Source organism: Arthrobacter sp. TE12231, from assembly GCF_054062895.1.
This window is the reverse complement of the sequence record NZ_JBSSFS010000001.1, coordinates 1,447,682-1,466,057: the sequence shown is the minus strand read 5'-3', so window position 1 is coordinate 1,466,057 and position 18,376 is coordinate 1,447,682. Positions and strand designations below refer to the sequence as shown.

18 protein-coding genes and 1 other RNA gene are annotated in these 18,376 nt (G+C 66.8%); 7 read left to right on the top strand and 12 right to left on the bottom strand.

Translation table 11 applies throughout. The annotated features are described in order from the left end of the window. Positions 1-89 precede the first annotated feature (89 nt). The 4 genes from ACVWYS_RS06645 to ACVWYS_RS06630 all read right to left on the bottom strand — a co-directional run bounded on the left by ACVWYS_RS06645 (position 90) and on the right by ACVWYS_RS06630 (position 4,789). The gene (locus ACVWYS_RS06645) at positions 90-299 is read right to left on the bottom strand and encodes a hypothetical protein (protein ID WP_116768644.1); all 210 of its coding nucleotides are present in this window, start codon (positions 297-299) and stop codon (positions 90-92) included. A 95-nt stretch (positions 300-394) separates the two neighbouring features. Beyond that, positions 395-1,885 (bottom strand): glyceraldehyde-3-phosphate dehydrogenase, encoded by a 1,491-nt coding sequence (locus tag ACVWYS_RS06640; protein ID WP_456508749.1) that lies wholly within the window; start codon positions 1,883-1,885, stop codon positions 395-397. A gap of 231 nt (positions 1,886-2,116) precedes the next feature. After that, positions 2,117-3,784 carry a GMC family oxidoreductase gene (locus tag ACVWYS_RS06635; RefSeq protein ID WP_456509508.1) on the bottom strand — a complete coding sequence of 556 codons (1,668 nt, stop codon included), beginning with the start codon at positions 3,782-3,784 and terminating at the stop codon, positions 2,117-2,119. Positions 3,785-4,015: 231 nt separating this feature from the next. Beyond that, positions 4,016-4,789 carry a site-specific integrase gene (locus ACVWYS_RS06630; RefSeq protein WP_456509507.1) on the bottom strand — a complete coding sequence of 258 codons (774 nt, stop codon included), beginning with the start codon at positions 4,787-4,789 and terminating at the stop codon, positions 4,016-4,018. Between the two features lie 173 nt (positions 4,790-4,962). Here ACVWYS_RS06630 and ACVWYS_RS06625 point away from each other — a divergent pair, with 173 nt between their 5' ends. Further along, the gene (locus tag ACVWYS_RS06625) at positions 4,963-5,373 is read left to right on the top strand and encodes a hypothetical protein (RefSeq protein WP_456509506.1); all 411 of its coding nucleotides are present in this window, start codon (positions 4,963-4,965) and stop codon (positions 5,371-5,373) included. 276 nt (positions 5,374-5,649) lie between these two features. Here ACVWYS_RS06625 and rnpB read toward each other — a convergent pair. Beyond that, an RNA gene (gene rnpB / locus ACVWYS_RS06620) (RNase P RNA component class A) lies at positions 5,650-6,043 on the bottom strand. A 111-nt stretch (positions 6,044-6,154) separates the two neighbouring features. Between rnpB and ACVWYS_RS06615 the strand changes: the two genes are divergently transcribed. Beyond that, positions 6,155-7,096 carry a slipin family protein gene (locus tag ACVWYS_RS06615; RefSeq protein ID WP_344366332.1) on the top strand — a complete coding sequence of 314 codons (942 nt, stop codon included), beginning with the start codon at positions 6,155-6,157 and terminating at the stop codon, positions 7,094-7,096. A 121-nt stretch (positions 7,097-7,217) separates the two neighbouring features. Beyond that, on the top strand, positions 7,218-7,982 hold the full coding sequence (locus ACVWYS_RS06610; protein ID WP_456509505.1) for a YaaA family protein: 765 nt from the start codon (positions 7,218-7,220) through the stop codon (positions 7,980-7,982). Between the two features lie 48 nt (positions 7,983-8,030). Here the strand turns inward: ACVWYS_RS06610 and ACVWYS_RS06605 are convergent, their stop codons facing one another. Both ACVWYS_RS06605 and ACVWYS_RS06600 read right to left on the bottom strand, forming a co-directional pair. Next, positions 8,031-8,780, bottom strand: coding sequence for a zinc ribbon domain-containing protein (locus ACVWYS_RS06605; protein ID WP_344366337.1), 750 nt, complete (start codon positions 8,778-8,780; stop codon positions 8,031-8,033). A gap of 123 nt (positions 8,781-8,903) precedes the next feature. Continuing rightward, on the bottom strand, positions 8,904-9,827 hold the full coding sequence (locus tag ACVWYS_RS06600) for a Nif3-like dinuclear metal center hexameric protein (RefSeq protein WP_116768650.1): 924 nt from the start codon (positions 9,825-9,827) through the stop codon (positions 8,904-8,906). 99 nt (positions 9,828-9,926) lie between these two features. On the opposite strand from ACVWYS_RS06600, the gene msrA reads away from it, so the two are divergent. From msrA to epsC, 3 genes are all read left to right on the top strand, one after another. After that, a complete protein-coding gene (gene msrA / locus ACVWYS_RS06595; RefSeq protein ID WP_344366351.1) occupies positions 9,927-10,451 on the top strand; it encodes a peptide-methionine (S)-S-oxide reductase MsrA in 525 nt (174 codons plus the stop codon). A 65-nt stretch (positions 10,452-10,516) separates the two neighbouring features. Next, positions 10,517-11,452 carry a cysteine synthase A gene (cysK, locus tag ACVWYS_RS06590; RefSeq protein WP_116768652.1) on the top strand — a complete coding sequence of 312 codons (936 nt, stop codon included), beginning with the start codon at positions 10,517-10,519 and terminating at the stop codon, positions 11,450-11,452. Between the two features lie 38 nt (positions 11,453-11,490). Then, positions 11,491-12,075, top strand: coding sequence for a serine O-acetyltransferase EpsC (epsC, locus tag ACVWYS_RS06585; protein ID WP_091253804.1), 585 nt, complete (start codon positions 11,491-11,493; stop codon positions 12,073-12,075). 6 nt (positions 12,076-12,081) lie between these two features. On the opposite strand, the gene ACVWYS_RS06580 is transcribed toward epsC, so the two are convergent. Further along, the gene (locus tag ACVWYS_RS06580) at positions 12,082-12,915 is read right to left on the bottom strand and encodes an oxidoreductase (protein WP_116768653.1); all 834 of its coding nucleotides are present in this window, start codon (positions 12,913-12,915) and stop codon (positions 12,082-12,084) included. Between the two features lie 90 nt (positions 12,916-13,005). Further along, positions 13,006-14,442, bottom strand: coding sequence for an NADP-dependent phosphogluconate dehydrogenase (gndA, locus tag ACVWYS_RS06575; protein ID WP_116768654.1), 1,437 nt, complete (start codon positions 14,440-14,442; stop codon positions 13,006-13,008). Between the two features lie 263 nt (positions 14,443-14,705). On the opposite strand from gndA, the gene ACVWYS_RS06570 reads away from it, so the two are divergent. Beyond that, on the top strand, positions 14,706-15,434 hold the full coding sequence (locus ACVWYS_RS06570) for a FadR/GntR family transcriptional regulator (protein ID WP_091256819.1): 729 nt from the start codon (positions 14,706-14,708) through the stop codon (positions 15,432-15,434). A gap of 76 nt (positions 15,435-15,510) precedes the next feature. On the opposite strand, the gene ACVWYS_RS06565 is transcribed toward ACVWYS_RS06570, so the two are convergent. The 3 genes from ACVWYS_RS06565 to ACVWYS_RS06555 are packed head-to-tail and all read right to left on the bottom strand — an operon-like array spanning position 15,511 to position 18,315. Then, positions 15,511-16,575: an L-idonate 5-dehydrogenase gene (locus ACVWYS_RS06565; protein WP_456508743.1), complete on the bottom strand. Its 1,065-nt coding sequence runs from the start codon at positions 16,573-16,575 to the stop codon at positions 15,511-15,513. After that, complete coding sequence (locus ACVWYS_RS06560) at positions 16,575-17,345, bottom strand: SDR family oxidoreductase (protein WP_456508742.1); 771 nt, start codon at positions 17,343-17,345, stop codon at positions 16,575-16,577. Before ACVWYS_RS06560 ends, ACVWYS_RS06565 begins: the two co-directional genes overlap by 1 nt. 13 nt (positions 17,346-17,358) lie before the next feature. Next, positions 17,359-18,315 carry an NAD(P)-dependent oxidoreductase gene (locus ACVWYS_RS06555; RefSeq protein WP_456508741.1) on the bottom strand — a complete coding sequence of 319 codons (957 nt, stop codon included), beginning with the start codon at positions 18,313-18,315 and terminating at the stop codon, positions 17,359-17,361. Positions 18,316-18,376: the final 61 nt, after the last annotated feature.

The following is an 18,376-nucleotide window of genomic DNA, read 5'->3' as shown; positions in this document are numbered from 1 at the left end:
ATCTGGTTGCACGCCCTGAGCCTAAACCGGCGCTCTGACATCATGGACTTTGTCCACAGTGTTGAGGACCGGTGGCCGGGCAGCCGGGGTTATTGGTCCCGCGTGACCCGTTTCAGGTCTTCGTTGGCCAGGTCCAGCAGTGACTGGAGCTGGTTCACCCGGTCGTCGTTGACTTCACCGGTTTGGCGTTTGGCGACGGCGTCGTCCAGGAGCCGCTTCGCTTCCTTCGCGTTGCTCCGCGCGACGTCCAGCGCGTGTTCCAGGGTGGTCTCGTGCTCAATAGCCGCGTTCTGTTCCATGGCTCCATTGTGGTTCCCTTTCCCGGCCGATTCCAGTACATCGGCCGGGAAAGGACGAACGAGTCCCGGTCAGGGACGAAGGTTCGGCCAGCCGGTTAGACCTCGACGGGGAGCCCGGCGGCCTCGAGGATGGCGGACGCGTCCTTGGCGGGGAACGACGGCGGGTTGACGCCGGCCATTTCCTCCATGACGCGGACCACCTGGCAGGAGTAGCCAAACTCGTTGTCGTACCAGACGTAGAGCACAAGGTTCTTGTCGTTGGAGATGGTGGCCAGGCCGTCGACGATGCCTGCGCGGCGCGAGCCGACGAAGTCCGTGGAGACCACCTCGGGCGAATCAATGTAGTCGACCTGCTTGCGCAGCTCCGAGTGCAGCGACATTTCCCGCAGGTAGTCGTTGACCTCGTCCTTGGTGGTGCCGTTCTCCAGGCTCAGGTTCAGGATGGCCAGGGACACGTCGGGGGTGGGGACACGGATGGAGCTGCCGGTGAGCTTGCCGAGGAGTTCCGGCAGGGCCTTTGCCACGGCTTTGGCGGCACCGGTCTCGGTGATCACCATATTCAGCGCGGCGGAGCGGCCGCGCCGGTCACCCTTGTGGAAGTTGTCGATCAGGTTCTGGTCGTTGGTGAAGGAGTGGACGGTTTCGACGTGGCCGTGCACCACGCCGTAGCGGTCGTTGATCGCCTTCAGGACAGGGGTGATGGCGTTGGTGGTGCAGGAGGCCGCGGAGACGATCTTGTCCGAGTCTGTGATCGTGCCGTGGTTGATGCCGTGCACGATGTTCTTCAGCTCGCCCTTGCCCGGAGCGGTCAGCAGGACCCGGGAGACGCCGGTGCTCTGCAGGTGCTGGGACAGGCCCTCGGCGTCGCGCCAGCGGCCGGTGTTGTCCACCACCAGGGCATCGTGAATGCCGTAGGCGGCGTAGTCGACCGTGGCCGGGTTGTCCGAGTAGATGACCTGGATCTGGACACCGTTGGCAGTGATCGTGTCGTTTTCGAGGTCCACCTTGATGGTGCCCTCGAAGGAGCCGTGGACCGAGTCGCGGCGCAGCAGGCTGGCGCGCTTGGCGAGGTCGTTGTCCGAGCCGCGGCGCACCACGATGGCGCGCAGGCGCAGGCCGTGGCCGCCACCGGCCTTTTCGATCAGGAGGCGGGCCAGGAGCCGTCCGATGCGGCCGAAGCCGTAGAGGACGACGTCGGTGCTGGTGCGGTCGTCGCCGCCGCGCTTGCCGACGATCTCGGCGAGTTCCTCGCGCAGGAAATCGTCCAGGCTGGCGCCGTCGCCCTCGGCACGGTACTTCTCGGTGAGGCGGGCAATATCGATCGCCGCAGCGCCGAGCTCCAGCTTGGTCAGGGCCTCCAGGAGCGGGGCCGTTTCCTCGAGGCGCAGTTCTTCCTTACTCATCCGGCGGGCGAAACGGTGTGCCTTGAGGATATTCATGGTGGACTTGTTGATCAGGCTGCGTCCGTGGATCGAGGTCACCACGTTGTTCTCGCGGTACAGCCGGCCGATCACCGGGATCATGGCCTCGGCGAGTGCCTCACGGCCCATCCACGTATCAAGACAAGAATCTGACGTCTGGCTCACAGAACTACCTTCCTAGAATCCACCCCATACGTCCTCGTACGGGGAAGTCGGCCGCCGGAGGGTGTCCGGTACCTCGGCGTCGCCGGGGATTCGGTCCACCCCGGGCGCCTCACTGAACGCAAAGAAAATCCGCCGGCTGCGAACGCAGACCCGGCGGCGGAACTTCTACGTTCATCATCAATTCTACGGGCGGCCCGGCGGCCTCCGGTGCCCGGTTACGCGTGAAATGACTCACACACCATCCGGGGCCCTGGACGAGCCTGCCAAACCACTCACGCCCGGCGTCAGCCTGCCCGCGTCTTCGAGGATCATGTCGGCGGCTTTTTCCGCGATCATGATGGTGGGCGCCTGCGTGTTGGCACTGATCAGGCGGGGCATGATCGAGGAGTCCACCACCCGCAGTCCCTCCAGTCCGTGGACCGTAAGCCGGGGGGAGACGACGGACTCATCGGTGGTGCCCATGGAACACGTGCCCACCGGGTGGTACGAGGTCCGTCCGTAGGATCGCACGAAGTTCACGTACTCGTCGCGGGATTCCACCCGTGAGCCGTCGCCGATGTGCTCTCTCTTGACGAAGGCTGCCATAGATGACTGCTCCATGATCTGGCGGCTCTGCTGCACACCGGCGATCGTCATCTCGAGATCGTAGTCATCCGCGAGGAAATTCGGATCGATGAGCGGTATCTGTGCGGGGTCTGCGGACGCGACCCGGACTGTTCCCCGGCTGAGGGGGCGCAGGAAATAGGAGTTCAGCGTCATGCCAAACCCGGGCTGCAGCGACGCTATGCCCGGCTCCGGCCTCGCCGCGGGCAGGAAGTGGAACTGCAGGTCCGGGGTCTTCTCGTACTTGTTGGCATAGCTGAAGCCGCCGGCCTCCACAAGGTTGGACGCGAACGGTCCCGTCCGGAAGGCCAGGTACTCGAGGCCGGCCAGGACCGTCGCCGGGCGCACGCGATTGAACCGGTCCAGACTGTGGTCGTCGGTGAGTTCATAGATGATGTCCAGGTCCAGATGGTCCTGCAGGTTCTTCCCGACACCGGGCAGAGCATGGAGAACGTCGATGCCGGCGGCTGCAAGGTCTGCCGGGTCGCCAATGCCTGAGAGCTGCAGCAACTTAGGAGATCCAAAAGCGCCGCTGGCGACTATGACCTCGCGCCGTGCGCTGTAGGTTCGCGCCACTCCATCTTCGACCGCCTGGACGCCGACGGCGCGGCCGTTCTTGATGACCACTTTTGATACCGACACATTAACGCGAACCGTGAGGTTGCGCCGCCTGCGCGCGGGTTTCAGGTAGGCGACGGAGGCGCTGCACCGACGGCCGTTCCTGGTGGTGGTCTGGTAGAAACCGACGCCGTACTGTTCCGCGCCGTTAAAATCGTTGTTGTAGGGTAGGCCGAACTCCCGGCCAGCCTGCACGAATGCCGCCGAGAGCGTGTGCGGACGCCGGGGGTCCGAGACACTAAGGGGCCCTTGGGTTCCGTGGTGGGGTCCTGAGAGTCGTGAGTTTGACTCCGAGCGGACGAAATACTTGGACACCTCAGCGGCGGTCCAGCCCTCGCATCCGTAGTCCGCGACCCATCCGTCATAGTCCTCGTCCACGCCCCGCGTGAAGACCTGGGAGTTGATGGAGCCGCCGCCGCCGAGCCCGCGGCCTTGCGGGAGCGGGATGCTGCGGCCGTTGCTGTGCTCTTGCGGAATGCTGTTGTATGCCCACTGGTACGGGCCTCCCTTGAGTCTGGGAAAGCCGGCGGGCACGTGGATGAATGGGTGGCGGTCGGATCTGCCCGCCTCGAGCAGCAGCACGCGAATTGAGGGGTCTTCACTCAGCCTGCCGGCCAGGACGCTGCCACCGGTACCGCCGCCGGCGATCACGTAGTCATATGCTAGGTCGTCCGGCACAATGACTCCTCAACCATCACCGACTGCACCATCATTTGAAGCGTTCATTGCAGTGTCGGGGGCCGCCCGGACGAAGTCAAGGGTGCCTCAAGGTTTTCCCAAGGTTGCACCCATGCAATAGCTCCCTGGGCCTGCAGCCCATGACGGCCGATTACCGCTCCGAACGCGGGATCCCGGCGGTGTGAGTGGATGAGTTGACCGATACGCCGGGTTCTGACTGAATCGGCTCCATCATTGGGATGTGGGTTCGGTCAGGGGCAAATCAGGGGCATCGAGCCTCACTAGACCGTCCGTGAGGGCCGCCGCCTTGGTGTCATCGTCCGGCCACAGGTGGGCATACGTCTTGAGAGTTTCGGTGGCGTCCTTGTGCCCCAGCCGGTGGGCCACGGCCACAGGGGACATGCCCCCGGCGATCAGCTGCGAGGCGTGATGGTGCCGCAGCTCATGCCAGCCCGTCCCGGCCCCGGGGACAATGTCGCGGATGTGCCTCCAGGCCTCCCCCGCCGTGTGCCTGGTGATGGCCCGGCCAGCCGAATGGAAGACGATGCCTCCGACGCCTTGCGGCCCCTCCCGCAGACCCTTCAGGACTTGCACTGAGTGATCGCCGATGTGGATGCGCCGGCGGCCGGCCTTCGTCTTGGGCGGGCCCCAAGATGGATCGCTCGAGTTGTTCCCGATGAGTTGCCGGTCGATGCTGATCATTGAGCTGTCGAAGTCGACCCGGTCCCACGTGAGGCCGCGCAACTCGGATGAGCGCAGGCCGGTCGCGGCGCAGAAGACCACCATCGGCCGGTATGGTTTCCAGGTCTCCCCTGCGAGGCGCCGCACAACGTCGGTGCGGAGCGGAACGAGCGCTTCAGGCTCGATCTTCGGCAGCCGGATCGACAGGCATGGCGTCTTCTGCACCTTGCCATCGAGAACCGCCGCCTTGAACATGGCCGCCAAGTACCAGTAGGTCACCTTGACCGTGGATGGCGCCAGGGACTCAGCCCAGTCCCCCGCCACGGCTTGGGGCGACAGGCTTCCGGGGTTCCTGCCCGCCTAGGCCGGGCACCCTTGATGCCAGTGTTGCCCGTGTGGTTATACTCATGCTTGGGGGCGCCTTAGCCGGTGTATGTCGGAAGCGTTCAGCAGTCACAAGATATCTGCCAACGAACCGACAGGAGGTACGGGGAGCCGTGCCAGCATTGAAACGATCGATCTTCCGCAAAGCGGCGGCCACTGCCGCCCTTTCCGTTGCCCTGGGAGCCGGAGCGCTCACCGTTGCGGCCCCTGCCAGCGCCAACGGAGGCACTCCCGCCTCATGTGCCGAAACCGCCGCGCCTTGCACAGCCGGCGTGTCCACCGTCTACGTCACTCCAGGAACAATCCTGGGGGCGAACACGTATGGCTGGCCCAAGGGCACCAAGCTGGAATACCGCTGGTTCTTGAATGGCGAAATCTTTGCGGGCGGCTGGAATGCAACCACTAAGGTCTGGGGGCCGCCGGCCGTGGACAGCAAAGGCGACAAGTACGTCGTGCGCGTCAAGGGCACGTTGGCGGGCAAGGTCAGCTATCGGTTCAGCAGGACGTACGTCGTCCGCTACTAACCACGGCGCACAGAAAACCCTCGTCAGTCATCACGACTGACGAGGGTTTTCTTCCATGAGGCATAGTGCCCTGAGCCGCAGGGAATCCATGGACTCGTTAGCCCCATCCAGTGGGGAACCGGCCCCCGGATACCTGCCCGCCTAGGGGCAAATCAGGGGCAAACAGCCCGGCCGGACCCCATCAAATTCAATCAAATCGGCCCGAACCAAGCAGGGCTCAAAGGCCGCCATTTAGGCAAAATTCCCCGAAATCCCGCGGGAAACCGGTCCAGTGAGTGGATGGGTTGACCGATACGCCGGGTTCTGTGTTCCCGCGCTGTTGCCGGCGCGGGAGTAGCGGCCATCCATCTACGGACGCCGTTGCCGACGCCCTCCAGCGGCCTACCCGGACACTCGGGCGAGCAGCCCTCAATCGTGCCCTGTCTGGCCTTGCTCCGGGTGGGGTTTACCTAGCCTTCCCGGTCACCCGGGAAGCTGGTGGTCTCTTACACCACCGTTTCACCCTTACCTGCCCTGCGGCCTGTGCAAGCACACGCCGCACGCAGGCGGTCTGTTCTCTGTGGCACTGGCCTGCGGGTTACCCCGAGTGGGCGTTACCCACCACCCTGCTCTGCGGAGCCCGGACGTTCCTCGAGCCACTTGCGTGACGCGCGGCCGCCTGGTCAACCCATCCGCAGTTCATTCTACGGTCTCGCTCGGCGATGCCGCCCCACCGGAGCCTTTTGGGGCGCACGGTGGGAGAATTGGACCAGGATTCCTGCTAGCCAAGGACGCGATTTCGATGAACTGGACCGCCATCTTCAGCTGGTTGCTCGCGCTCGTCCTGGTGCTTATTGTCGCCAGGATGTCGATCAAGATTGTGCGCCAGTACGAACAGGGCGTCCTCTTCCGGCTGGGGCGCGTGGTCGCGGTCCGGATGCCCGGCCTGCGGTTGATCATCCCGGTAGTGGACCGGCTTCAGCTGGTGAGCCTGCGGATCGTGACAATGCCGATCCAGTCGCAGGGCATCATCACCCAGGACAACGTCAGTGTGGACATTTCGGCCGTGGCCTATTTCCGGGTGATCGACGCCGTGAAGTCCGTCGTGGCGATCGAGGACGTCGGGGCGGCCATCAACCAGATCGCCCAGACCACCCTGCGGAAGGTGGTCGGCCGCCACAGCCTGGACCAGACGCTGTCCGAGACCGAGCGCATCAACACCGATATCCGGGAAATCCTGGACGCCCTGACCCTGGCATGGGGCGTCGAAGTGACCCTCGTGGAGCTCAAGGATATCCAGCTCCCGGACAGCATGAAGCGGGCCATGGCCCGTCAGGCCGAGGCAGAGCGGGAGAAGCGGGCCAAGATCATCTCGGCCGAAGGTGAGTCGATCGCGGCCGTGGCCCTCGGCGAGGCGTCCGACACGATGATGGCCCATCCCGTGGCCCTGCAGCTGCGGAATCTGCAGTCGCTCGTGGAGATCGGGGTGGACAAGAACTCCACCGTGGTCTTCCCGGCTCCCCTGATGAGCACCATCGCCGAGCTGGGCGCCTTCCTGGCACGCGAGGACCTCGCGGCCAGGACAGGGACCGGGAGTGCGGCAGCGTGGCTGGCGGGCAACCCGGCAGCGGCACCGGGCGCGGCACCCCCGGAGTCACCGGCACCGGTACCCGCGGAGCCGCCGGCACCGGTACCCGCGGAGCCGCCGGCAGCGTCCCCGGAGTCGCCGATCAAAGCCGCGTAGTTGCCATACCGGCGTCCACCGCCTCGGCAACCGTCCCCTCGGAGCCCTCCGCGCCGGCGGGCCGCCGGTCGGGTCCGGCGAGCTGACATCCCGGGCAGGTGCCCGCCGGTAAGATCGTACGGTGCTAATTCTGCTGCCGCCCTCGGAGGGCAAGACTCCCGCGACGGGCGGGGACGCCGCCGACTGGAACACCCTGAGCTTTCCCGTCCTCAACGGCGCCCGGGCCAAGGTCCTCGACGCCCTCGGCACCGTCAGCGCCCACGAGGACGCCCTGGCCCTGCTGGGCGTCGGCGCATCGCTGAGTGCCGACGTCGAACGCAACACGCGCTTGCACGCAGAACCGGCCGCCCCGGCTCACCAGGTGTATTCCGGGGTGCTCTATGACGCCTTGGGCTATGACTCCCTGACCCCGGCGCAGCGGAAGAAGGCCGACGCATCAGTCCTGGTGGTTTCGGCGCTATGGGGTGCCATCCGCTTCGCGGACCGTGTGCCGGCCTACCGGCTGTCGATGGGAACCTCGCTGCCCGACGTCGGACGGCTCGCCTCGTTCTGGAAGCCGCAACTGGGCGATGCCCTGGCGGCGGCCACCGCCGGTGAGCTGCTGGTGGACTGCCGGTCCAGCACCTACGCCGCGGCCTGGACTCCCCCGCCGGAACAGACGGTCGCTGTCAATGTCTTCACCGAGAACGCCGGTGTGCGCAAGGTGGTCAGCCACTTCGCCAAGCACACCCGCGGCGAGCTGGCCCGGCATCTGCTCACCCGCAGGGGCAACGCCCCCCGGACGCCCGCCCAGCTCCAGAAGGCGGCGGCCGAGAAGTGGGTTGCGGAACTCGTCGAGGGCACGGCCCGCAAGCCACACACCCTGAACATCATCCTGCCCAACTAGATCGCAGTTGTGGCCGTTTTGAGCGCTCAAAACGGCCTGAGCTGCGAGTTAGTTGGGGGGTCCGGCCCACTCGGCCGAACGGACCAGGATGCAGCCGGAGTCCGGGCAAAAGACGATGTCGTCCTCGGCGGCGGCTTTGATCTCGGCGAGGTCGCCGGGGCTAAGCTGCATGCCGGAGCCTTCGGAGGTGCCGTGGAACAGACGCGCCGCACCCACTCCGCGCTTGGCCAGGGTCTTCTCGTAGATCGCGAGCATTCCCGCGTCGAGTCCGGCGGCGAACTCGGCACGCTTGCCGCGCACCACGGTGGCTTCGGCGTCGATCTCGGCCAGCTGCTCGTCGAGTTCGGCGCGGATGGAGCCGAAGGAGCCCTGAATGTCGTCGACGATCTGTTGCTGCGCGGCCTGGCGGGCGCGGAGCGAGTCGAGGCGTTCGAGGACTTCGAGCTCGACGTCCTCCAGGTCGGAGCGGCGCTTGTTGAGGGATACCAGGTCCCGCTGCAGGGCGACGAGGTCCTTGGACAGGCCAGTGCCGCTGTTGAGTTTGGCCTCATCGCGTTCGATCCGCGAGGCCACCTGCTCTACGTCCGCCTCGGCGCGCTTGAGTTCCAGTTCAGCATCGTGGACTGCCACCTTGGCGGCACCAAGTTCGCCGTTGGCGATGCCGAGGGCTGATTCCAGGTCGGTGATCCGGGAGTCGCTTTCAAGGCTTCGGCGGCGGTTGGACAGGGATTTGAGCTTGGCGTCCAGTCCCTGCAATTCGAGCAACTTCAACTGTTCCGCCGGTGCTGCCTTGGCCACTATTACCTCCGCTTGTTCCCTTCCGGCCGGAGCCGGGCACCGTACCGGCGCTCCTAAGACTCTAGCGCCTAGCGTGCTCCCCGGCCTCGCTACGCTCACCCGGGGACCCCTCGCACGCCAGGCTTAGCCCGGAGTCAGAATGAAGTCCCAGGGGTCGCTGTTGGTGGTGCTGACGCGGATCTCGACGTCGTGCCCCTGATCGGCGAGCACATTGCCCAGCGCTTCGGCGGCTGCAGGCAGCCACAGCCACTCGCTGGCAAAGTGTGACACGTCGATCAGGTAGGGCCGGTCGTTGACCGCCGCCTCCCGGGCTTCCGAGGCCGGGTGGTGGCGCAGATCCGCCGTCAGGTAGACATCGGCGTTGCTGGCCCGGACCTCGCCGAAGAGGGAATCGCCGGCGCCGCCGCAGACAGCAACCCGCCGGACCAGCCCGTCCCGGTCCCCGGAGACGCGCACGCCGCCGGCCACCGAGGGAAGGATGCCGAACACGCGGGCCGCGAAGTCACCCAGGGTCAGGACCTCTTCAAGATCGCCGACCCGGCCGATCCCTTCCTCGGGCAGCCCGTTCGCGGCCGGGGTCAGCGGGGCCACGTTCTGCAGGCCCAGCGCATCGGCCAGGACGTCGGAGACGCCCCCGACGGCGGAGTCACCGTTGGTGTGCACGGTCATCAGCGCGGTTCCGGACTCGATGAGGCGGTGGACGGCTTTGCCCTTCGCGGTGTTCGCGGCGACGCTCGTGACGCCTTTGAGCAGCAGCGGATGGTGGGTGATGAGCAGCTCGGCGCCGAATTCGATGGCTTCCTCGATCACCTCGGTGGTGGGGTCGACGGCGAAGAGGACCCTGTGCACCTCGGCGTTCGGGTGGCCCGCCACGAGGCCCACCTCGTCCCAGTCCTCGGCCAGCGATTCGGGCCAGAGCTCCTCCACCGCCAGCTGGATCGCGCCCAGCGTCGCCGTGCCGGGGGCCTCCCCGGTGCCGGTAGCGCCGTCGACGGCGACAGCAACGCCGTCGGACTCAGCTGAAACATCGGTGTTCACAGGTTCCATACCCCCATTTTTACCCTATCCGCGCCCGGCCCCGTCACCTGTAACACTCTCGTAAGGTGGCTGGGGAATCATCGGGGGCGCCGAACCATTGAAGAGATCATGAGAACTTTTGTCCTCGGCGGAGGGTGCTTTTGGTGCCTCGACGCCGTCTACCAGAAAACCAAGGGCGTCAGCTCGGTCGTTTCGGGCTACACCGGAGGCCATGACCGCAACCCCGACTACTACTCCGTATGCTCCGGAACCACCGGCCACGCTGAGGTGGTGGCAGTGACGTTCGACGAGGACGTCATCCCCGCCGACGTCATCCTGGACATGTTCTTCGCCCTCCACGACCCCACCACGCTGAACCGGCAGGGCTATGACGTCGGTACGCAGTACCGGTCCTCGATGTTCTACGAGACCACCGAAGAAAAGATCCTGTTCGAGGAGGCCATCGAACGCAACCAGGCCCTGTGGCGGCATCCGATCGTCACCGAGGTCAGCCGGCTGCCGAAGTTCCATGTGGCCGAGGATTTCCATCAGGACTACTTCGCCAAGTACCCCGAGCAGGGCTACTGCCAGGTGATCATCAATCCGAAGCTGGCCAAGGCGAGGAAATATTACTCTGCATGGCTTAATGCTTAGCTTGGGTCTGCACGCGCTCGTTAGGCTGACCTCAGTTATCCCTCTTCAAAGACAGGCATACATACATGGCACCGATCTATGACGATGTAACCCAACTGGTGGGCGGAACTCCGCTGGTCCGGCTGAACCGGCTGACCGAAGGCCTTGACGCCACCGTGGCAGTCAAGCTGGAGTTCTACAACCCGGCCAACAGCGTCAAGGACCGGATCGGCGTCGCCATCGTCGATGCTGCGGAGAAGTCCGGGGCCCTCAAGCCCGGCGGTACGATCGTCGAAGGCACGTCCGGCAACACCGGAATCGCCCTGGCCATGGTGGGCGCGGCCCGCGGCTACAAGGTCATCCTGACCATGCCGGAAACCATGTCCACGGAACGCCGGGTCATGCTGCGCGCGTACGGCGCCGAGATTGTCCTGACCCCCGGTTCCGAGGGCATGCGCGGGGCCGTGGAGAAGGCCCAGGAGATCGTGGCCAACACGGAGAACTCCATCTGGGCCCAGCAGTTCGCCAACGAGGCCAACCCGGAGGTCCACCGCCGCACCACGGCCGAGGAAATCTGGGCGGACACCGACGGCAAGGTCGACATCTTCGTCGCCGGCGTCGGCACCGGCGGCACCGTCACCGGCGTCGGGCAGGTCCTGAAGGAGCGCAAGCCGGACGTCCAGATCATCGCCGTCGAGCCCAAGGACTCCCCCATCCTCAACGGCGGCGCCCCGGGCCCGCACAAGATCCAGGGCCTCGGCGCGAACTTCATCCCCGATATCCTCGACACCAACGTCTACGACGAGGTCATCGACGCCACGCTGGAGGATTCCGTCCGCGTCGCGCGCGATCTCGGCATCAAGGAAGGCATCCTGGGCGGCATCTCCTCCGGCGCCATCGTCTGGGCGGCCCTGGAACTCGCCAAGCGCCCGGAGAACGCCGGTAAACTCATTGTTGCCGTCGTCTGCGACTTCGGTGAGCGTTACATCTCCACCGTGCTGTACGACGACATCCGCGGCTAAGCCCGGCCGCTGCCCCACGATTCCCCAGAAAGGTCTTTGTGAGCTTCTTCGCAAGACTGAAGGAAGACCTCGACGCCGCCCGGTCCCACGACCCGGCGGCTCGGGGTTCTTTTGAGAACTTCTTCGCCTATTCCGGCCTGCACGCGATCTGGTTCCACCGCCTGACGCACCGGCTGTGGCAAAACCCGGCGCTGCGGTTCCCGGCCCGGCTCATCTCCCAGCTGGCCAGGTTCCTCACCGGCATCGAGATCCATCCGGGAGCCACCATCGGCCGGCGCTTCTTCATTGACCACGGCATGGGCGTGGTCATCGGCGAGACCGCCGAGATCGGCGAGGACGTCATGATCTACCACGGCGTGACGCTCGGCGGCCGCTCGCTCGCGAAGATCAAGCGCCACCCCACCATCGAGGACCGGGTCGTGATCGGCGCCGGCGCCAAGGTCCTGGGGCCCATCACGATCGGCCGCGACAGCGCCATCGGAGCCAACGCCGTGGTGGTCAAAGACGCCCCGGCCGAATCCATCGTCACCGGCGTGCCAGCCACGTGGCGCCACCGCGACGCCCAGCGCGAGACCAAACCCGCCGTCGACCCGGCCGAGTACCTGATCGAATACCGCATCTAGGCACCCTTACCCGGGGAACCGCTTGTAGATGTTCCAGAGGACGGCGTCGAACGCACGGTCCGGCAGCAGGTGGCGCAGCAGCAGGATCCCCCGGGCGCTGGCGCCCACGGGATAACGCGTCTTGGGCCGGCGGGCGGTGGCCGCGTGCAGGATTGCCTCCGCGACGAGCTCCGGCCGGGTCGAGCTGGCGGGGTTGTCCGTAGTGCCCAGTGCGGCCGCCACGACCCTGGCCTGGGCCGCATAGGGGCCGCTCCCGGAACTGGCCAACAGGCCCTGCGCCGCAATGGCGCCCCATTCCGACTGCGTCCCGGCGGGCTCGATGATCGCCACGTCAATGCCGTGCGGCTTGAGCTCGAGCCGCAGCGAATCACTCAGGCCCTCCACGGCAAACTTCGTCGCGTGGTACCAGGCGCCGAGCGGTTCGTACATCTTTCCCCCGATGGAGGAGATGTTGATGATCCTGCCCGCACGCGCTGCCCGCATGGCCGGGATCACGAGCTGCGTCATGCGCGCCAGGCCGAAGACGTTCACATCGAACTGCCGCCGCCCCTCAGCGAGCTCCACCTCCTCGAGCGAGCCGTACGTCCCGTAGCCGGCGTTGTTGACGAGGACATCGATGCGCCCGTGCGCGGCCAGCACTTCCCCGACGGCGGCGCTCATCGAGTCCTCGTCCGTCACGTCCAGGGCCACCACGTTGACGCCGGAGGCCTTCAGCGGCTCCATTTTCTCCACCCTGCGGGCCCCGGCATAGACCGTGAAGCCGGCCGCGGCGAGCTTCCTCGCGGTTTCAAAGCCGATCCCGGTGGATGCACCGGTGACGAACGCTACGGGCTGGGACATGGGCTGAACTCCTTGGCAGGTGTCGCCGGAAACACGGACGGCCGGCGCCTCCCAGAGTATCTGGAAAGGCGCCGGCCGTCCGGAGTCGCGCTAGTGGGTGTCGACTGCCTCGATCTCGGACTTGTCCTCGCCCCAGAGGGTGTGGAACGTGCCTTCTGCATCGACGCGGCCGTAGGTGTGCGCGCCGAAGAGGTCGCGCTGGCCCTGGATGACGGCGGCCGGCAGGCGCTTGCGGCGCAGGCCGTCGTAGTAGGCCAGCGAGGAGGAGAACACCGGCACCGGGATGCCGAGCTGGACCGCGGTGGACACCACGCGGCGCCAGGCCGGGAGGACGTCGGCGATCGCCTTGGTGAAGGCCGGGGCGAAGAGCAGGTTGGCCGGCTTCTCCGCCGCGGCGTAGGCCTTCGTGATCTCCTTGAGCAGTTCGGCACGGATGATGCAGCCGCCGCGCCACAGCGAGGCGATTTCGTCCAGCTTCAGGTCCCAGCCGTATTCCTTGGCGGCGGACGTGAGCATGTCCAGCCCCTGCGCGTAGGAGACCAGCTTGGAGGCGTAGAGCGCCTGGCGGACGTCCTCGACAAAGCTCTCGGGGACCTCGACGGCGGCCTCGCCGCCGGCCAGCAGTTCCTGGGCCAGCTTGCGCTGTTCGGCCTGGGATGACAGGGCCCGGGCGAACACGGACTCGGCGATGCCCGAGGTCGGGGAACCGAGCTCGAGCGCGGAGATGACGGTCCAGCGGCCGGTGCCCTTCTGGCCGGCGGCATCCACCACGACGTCGACGAACGGCTTGCCGGTCTTGGCGTCGACGTGGCCGAGGACCTCGGCGGAGATTTCGATCAGGAAGGAGGCGAGGTCGCCCTTGTTCCACTCTTCGAAGATCTTGGCCTGGTCGGCCGGTTCGATTCCGGCGCCCGAGCGCAGCAGGTCGAAGGCCTCGCCGATGACCTGCATGTCGGCGTATTCGATTCCGTTGTGGACCATCTTGACGAAGTGGCCGGCGCCGTCGGTGCCGATCCAGGCGCAGCAGGGCTGGCCGTCGACGTGCGCGGCGATCTTTTCCAGCAGCGGGCCGAGGGCGTCGTAGGACTCCTTGGAACCGCCCGGCATGATCGAGGGGCCGTTCAGGGCGCCCTCTTCACCGCCGGAGACGCCGATGCCGACGAAGTGCAGGTCTTTCTTGGCCAGGGCGGCTTCGCGGCGGCGGGTGTCCTCGTAGTGCGAGTTGCCGGCGTCGATGATGATGTCGCCGGGTTCCAGCAGCGGTTCGAGCTGTTCGATCACGGAGTCCACCGGCTTGCCGGCCTTGACCATGATCAGGACGCGGCGCGGCTTCTCCAGGGAGTCCACCAGTTCCTGCAGCGTTTCGGTGCGGACGAAGTCGCCCTCGTCACCGTGCTTGGCGAGCAGCGCGTCCGTCTTTTCCACGGACCGGTTGTGCAGGGCAACGGTGAAGCCGTTCCGGGCCAGGTTGCGTGCGAGGTTGGCCCCCATCACCGCGAGGCCGGTGACACCGATGTGTGCTGACATCAAAACTCCAATTCATTTCTGTACACCACGTCCGTACGGCGATTCCGGTACGACGTTCATGTAGGACTCGGGCAGGTCGTGCCGCATGGGGCGGAACCCGCGCTTGAGGTTCAGTGGCTGTCTATAAACCATATGTATTTCCGCGGGTTGCGGGAAAGCAGCGCCCACGTAGCGGAACACTGCGCGTCACAAACAGTCTATGATCCCCGGCACCCGCCCCGCCGCCCGGCCTGGATGAGGCCCGCGGCATTATGCTTACGACTATGTCAACCAGCCTCCACCATCGTGCCATTGAGCACCTCGGGACCCGGATTGTAGCGGGCGAGCTTCCGCCCGGGCACGTCATGCTTGCCGAGCACCTTGAGGAGGAACTCAAGGTTTCCCGCTCGGTGGTCCGCGAGGCGGTCCGGGTCCTCCAGTCCCTGGGCTTGGTGGAGACCATCAAGCGCGTCGGCATCCGGGTCCTGCCCTCCAGCCGGTGGAACCCGTTCGATCCGCTCGTGATCCGCTGGCGCCTGGCCGGCGAGGGCCGCGGCGCGCAGCTGCGCTCCCTGGCCGAGCTCCGTACCGCCGTCGAGCCCGTGGCTGCCGAGCTCGCAGCAGCCAACGCCCCCCAGGAACTCCGCCAGGAACTCGTAGAGATCTCCCACGCGATGCGCGACGCCGGGCAGGCCGGGGACGTGCCCCGGTTCCTGGAGCTAGACATCCTGTTCCATTCGCTGTTACTGACCGGCTCCGGCAACGAGATGTTCGCCAACATGGTGGGCCAGGTGACCGAAACCCTGACCGGCCGCACCGTCCACGGCCTGATGCCGGACCACCCGCGGGAGACTGCGTTGCAGTGGCATGTGGACGTCGCCGAGGCCATCGCGGCCGGGGACACCGCCGCGGCGCGCGAGGCCTCGGACCGGATCATGCGGGAGACGATCGCGGAGATGGAGCCGAGCTGGAAGAACCAGCCGCGGGTGTTTGTACCCGTTGAGCGCCACTGAGGCGGCGATCCCAGGAGCCCCAACGCACCTAGGATCGCCGGCACGGCGTCCGCTGTGGAAACCATCGCGGCGCCCCTCACGCCGGGGACGGCCGGAAGTCCAGCAGGACCTTGCCTGAAGCTGAGGAGTTCCTGGCCACCTCGAACGCTTCCATTCCGCGGTCCAGCGTGAACGTGTGCGTGACCACCGGGTCCACCGCCAGCGATCCGTCGGCGAGTGCGCCGATGACCTGATCGATTTCGTCGTTGAAGCGGAACGAGCCCACCAGCTCCAGCTCGCGCGTGATGGCCAGCGAGATCAGGACCGGCTGGGGGCCGGTAGGCAGCAGGCCGACCATCACGACGCGGCCGCCGCGGGTTGCGCCCTGGATGGCCGAGGCGAGGCCGTGGTGGCTGCCCGAGGACTCGATGACGACGTCGGCCTCGACGGCGGCGATCGCGCCGGCGTCGTCGCCCTTGAGGACCGCATCCGCTCCCACGGCCGCGGCGATTTCCAGCGGTTTGGCGTGCATGTCGACGGCGACGATCCGGCCTGCGCCGGCGCGTTTGAGGACGGCGACCGCCAGGGCCCCGATGGGTCCGCTGCCAATCACGAGTGCCGTCTTTCCGGCCACATCACCGGCGCGGGAGACGGCGTGCCAGGCGACGCTGGCAGGCTCGATCAGCGCCGCCGTGCGCAGGCCAATGCTCTCCGGCAGCGCCCGGAGCATCCGCACCGGCAGGTTCACATACCGGCTGAACGCGCCGTCGGTGTGCGGAAAGCGTGCGGCGCTGCCGAGGTACGTGCAGCCCGGGGAGAGATTCGGCCGGTCCGCCGGATAGCGCGCCGCACCCGGACCGGGGGTGGCCGGATGCACCGCGACGGCGGTGCCGGCGGCGGGGCCTGATCCGTCCGCCGCGGCGCGGACCACGGTCCCGGAAATCTCGTGCCCGAGCACCAGCGGTGTCTTCAGGACGGACTCCCCCGCGGCGCCGTGCAGCCAGTAGTGCAGGTCGGAGCCGCAGATACCGCCGAAGGCCACTTCGACGACGGCTTCATCGGGTGCCGGCTCGGACACGGGAATGTCCTGGATCCGGAGATCGCCTGCCGCGTGGGCCACCACGGCGGCGGCCGTGGCCGGGAGTTCTGCTGCGCCGCGCATCAGACCACCACCGTCATTCCGCCGTCGATAAAGATGGTCTGGCCGTTCACGAAGTCCGAGCCGCTGGACGCCAGCCACACCGCGGGTCCGGCCAGGTCCTGCACGGTCCCCCACCGGTGCGCCGGGGTCCGGCCCAGGATCCAGGCGTTGAAGGCCTCGTCGTCCACCAGGTTCTGGGTCATTTCGGTGTGGATGTAGCCCGGCGCGATCCCGTTGATCTGCAGCCCCGATCCGGCCCATTCCGCAGTCATGGCCCGGGTCAGGTTCCGCAGCCCGCCCTTGGCCGCAACGTACGGGGCGATGGTGGGCCGGGCGAGGTCGGTCTGGACCGAACAGATGTTGATGATCTTACCCCGGCCGCGCGGGATCATGTGCCGGGCCGCCGCACGCCCCACGAGGAAGGCGCTGGTCAGGTCCGTGGAGATCACCCGCTCCCAGTCGGCGACGTCGAGGTCGAGCATGGGGACGCGGTGCTGGATGCCGGCGTTGTTCACCAGGATCTCCAGCGGCCCGACGTTCTCTTCCACCCAGGCGACGCCCCGGGCGGCCTCGGCGTCGCTGGTGACGTCGAACGCGCAACTGTGCACCCGCCCCGGCGGGTAATCCGCGGCCATCGCCGCCTCGGCGTCCTTGAGCCGTTCGGTGTTGATGCCGTTGAGCACCACCGTGGCGCCGGCGTCGGCCAGGGCACGGGCCAGCGCATTGCCGATCCCTCGGCTGGAGCCGGTGACCAGTGCGGTCCGGCCTGTCAGGTCAAATAGTCCACTCATGGTTCGCTGATCCTCAATTGGTCTTTGCTGCCGGGTTGTTGCTGGTGTTGTCGCTGGTGTTGCCACGTGTGGCGTCGCCGAGGTTGGCGATGGCTTGCCGCACAACGGCGAGGTCCCGGTCCCCCAGGCCCTGGCGCTTGAGCTCCGCGTAGAGCTTCACGCCGGAGGCCGCCATCGGTGCTGCGGCGCCGGCGGCGGCGGCGCTTTCGAGCACGAAGGACAGATCCTTGTGCATGAATTTGGCGGGTCCGGTGGGCTCATAGTCCTTCGCAGCAAGCCGGGGTCCCACGATCTCGAGTACCCGGCTGCCGGCCAGGCCGCCGGCGAGCACCTCGTACAGGGCGTGCACGTCCATGCCGGAGCGTTCGGCGAGCTCCGCTGCCTCGGCGAGCGCCGCCGTCGTGGTTCCCACAATCAGCTGGTTGCACGCCTTGGCGAGCGAGCCGGAGCCCAGCGGCCCCAAGCGCCGCACGGTGCCGCCCATCGCGTCAAAGAGTGGCCGGAGCCGCCGGAAGTCGTCCTCGCCGGCGCCTGCCATGATGGCGAGGGTTCCGTCAACGGCACCTTTGGTGCCGCCGCTGACGGGAGCATCGACGACGACGGCGCGGCCACCGCTGGCCCCGGCGACCCGGGCGCCGAATTCCTTGACCGCTGACGGGGAGACGCTGCTCATGACGACGACGACGACGGTTCCGGCGGCGGGCGGTTCGGCAGCCCAGCCCGCCAGGAGGGAGGCGGCCGAGTCCTCGATGTAGGACAGGTCCGGAAGCATGAAGATGATGACCGGCATGTCGCGGAGCTCGTCCACGCGGGCCACGCGGGAGCCGCCGAGTGCCTCGAATGCGTCCAGTGCCGCAGGTGAGCGGTTCCAGGCGCTGACGTCCCAGCCCGCCTTGAGGAGGTTCGCGGCCATCGGAGCACCCATCAGCCCGAGGCCGACAAACCCGGCTTCCTTTCGGTCCAGTTCCATATTTCCTCACTCCGTCGTGGTTAATCTTCGAAATCTGTTCAGCATCCTAGCCTCCATTCAG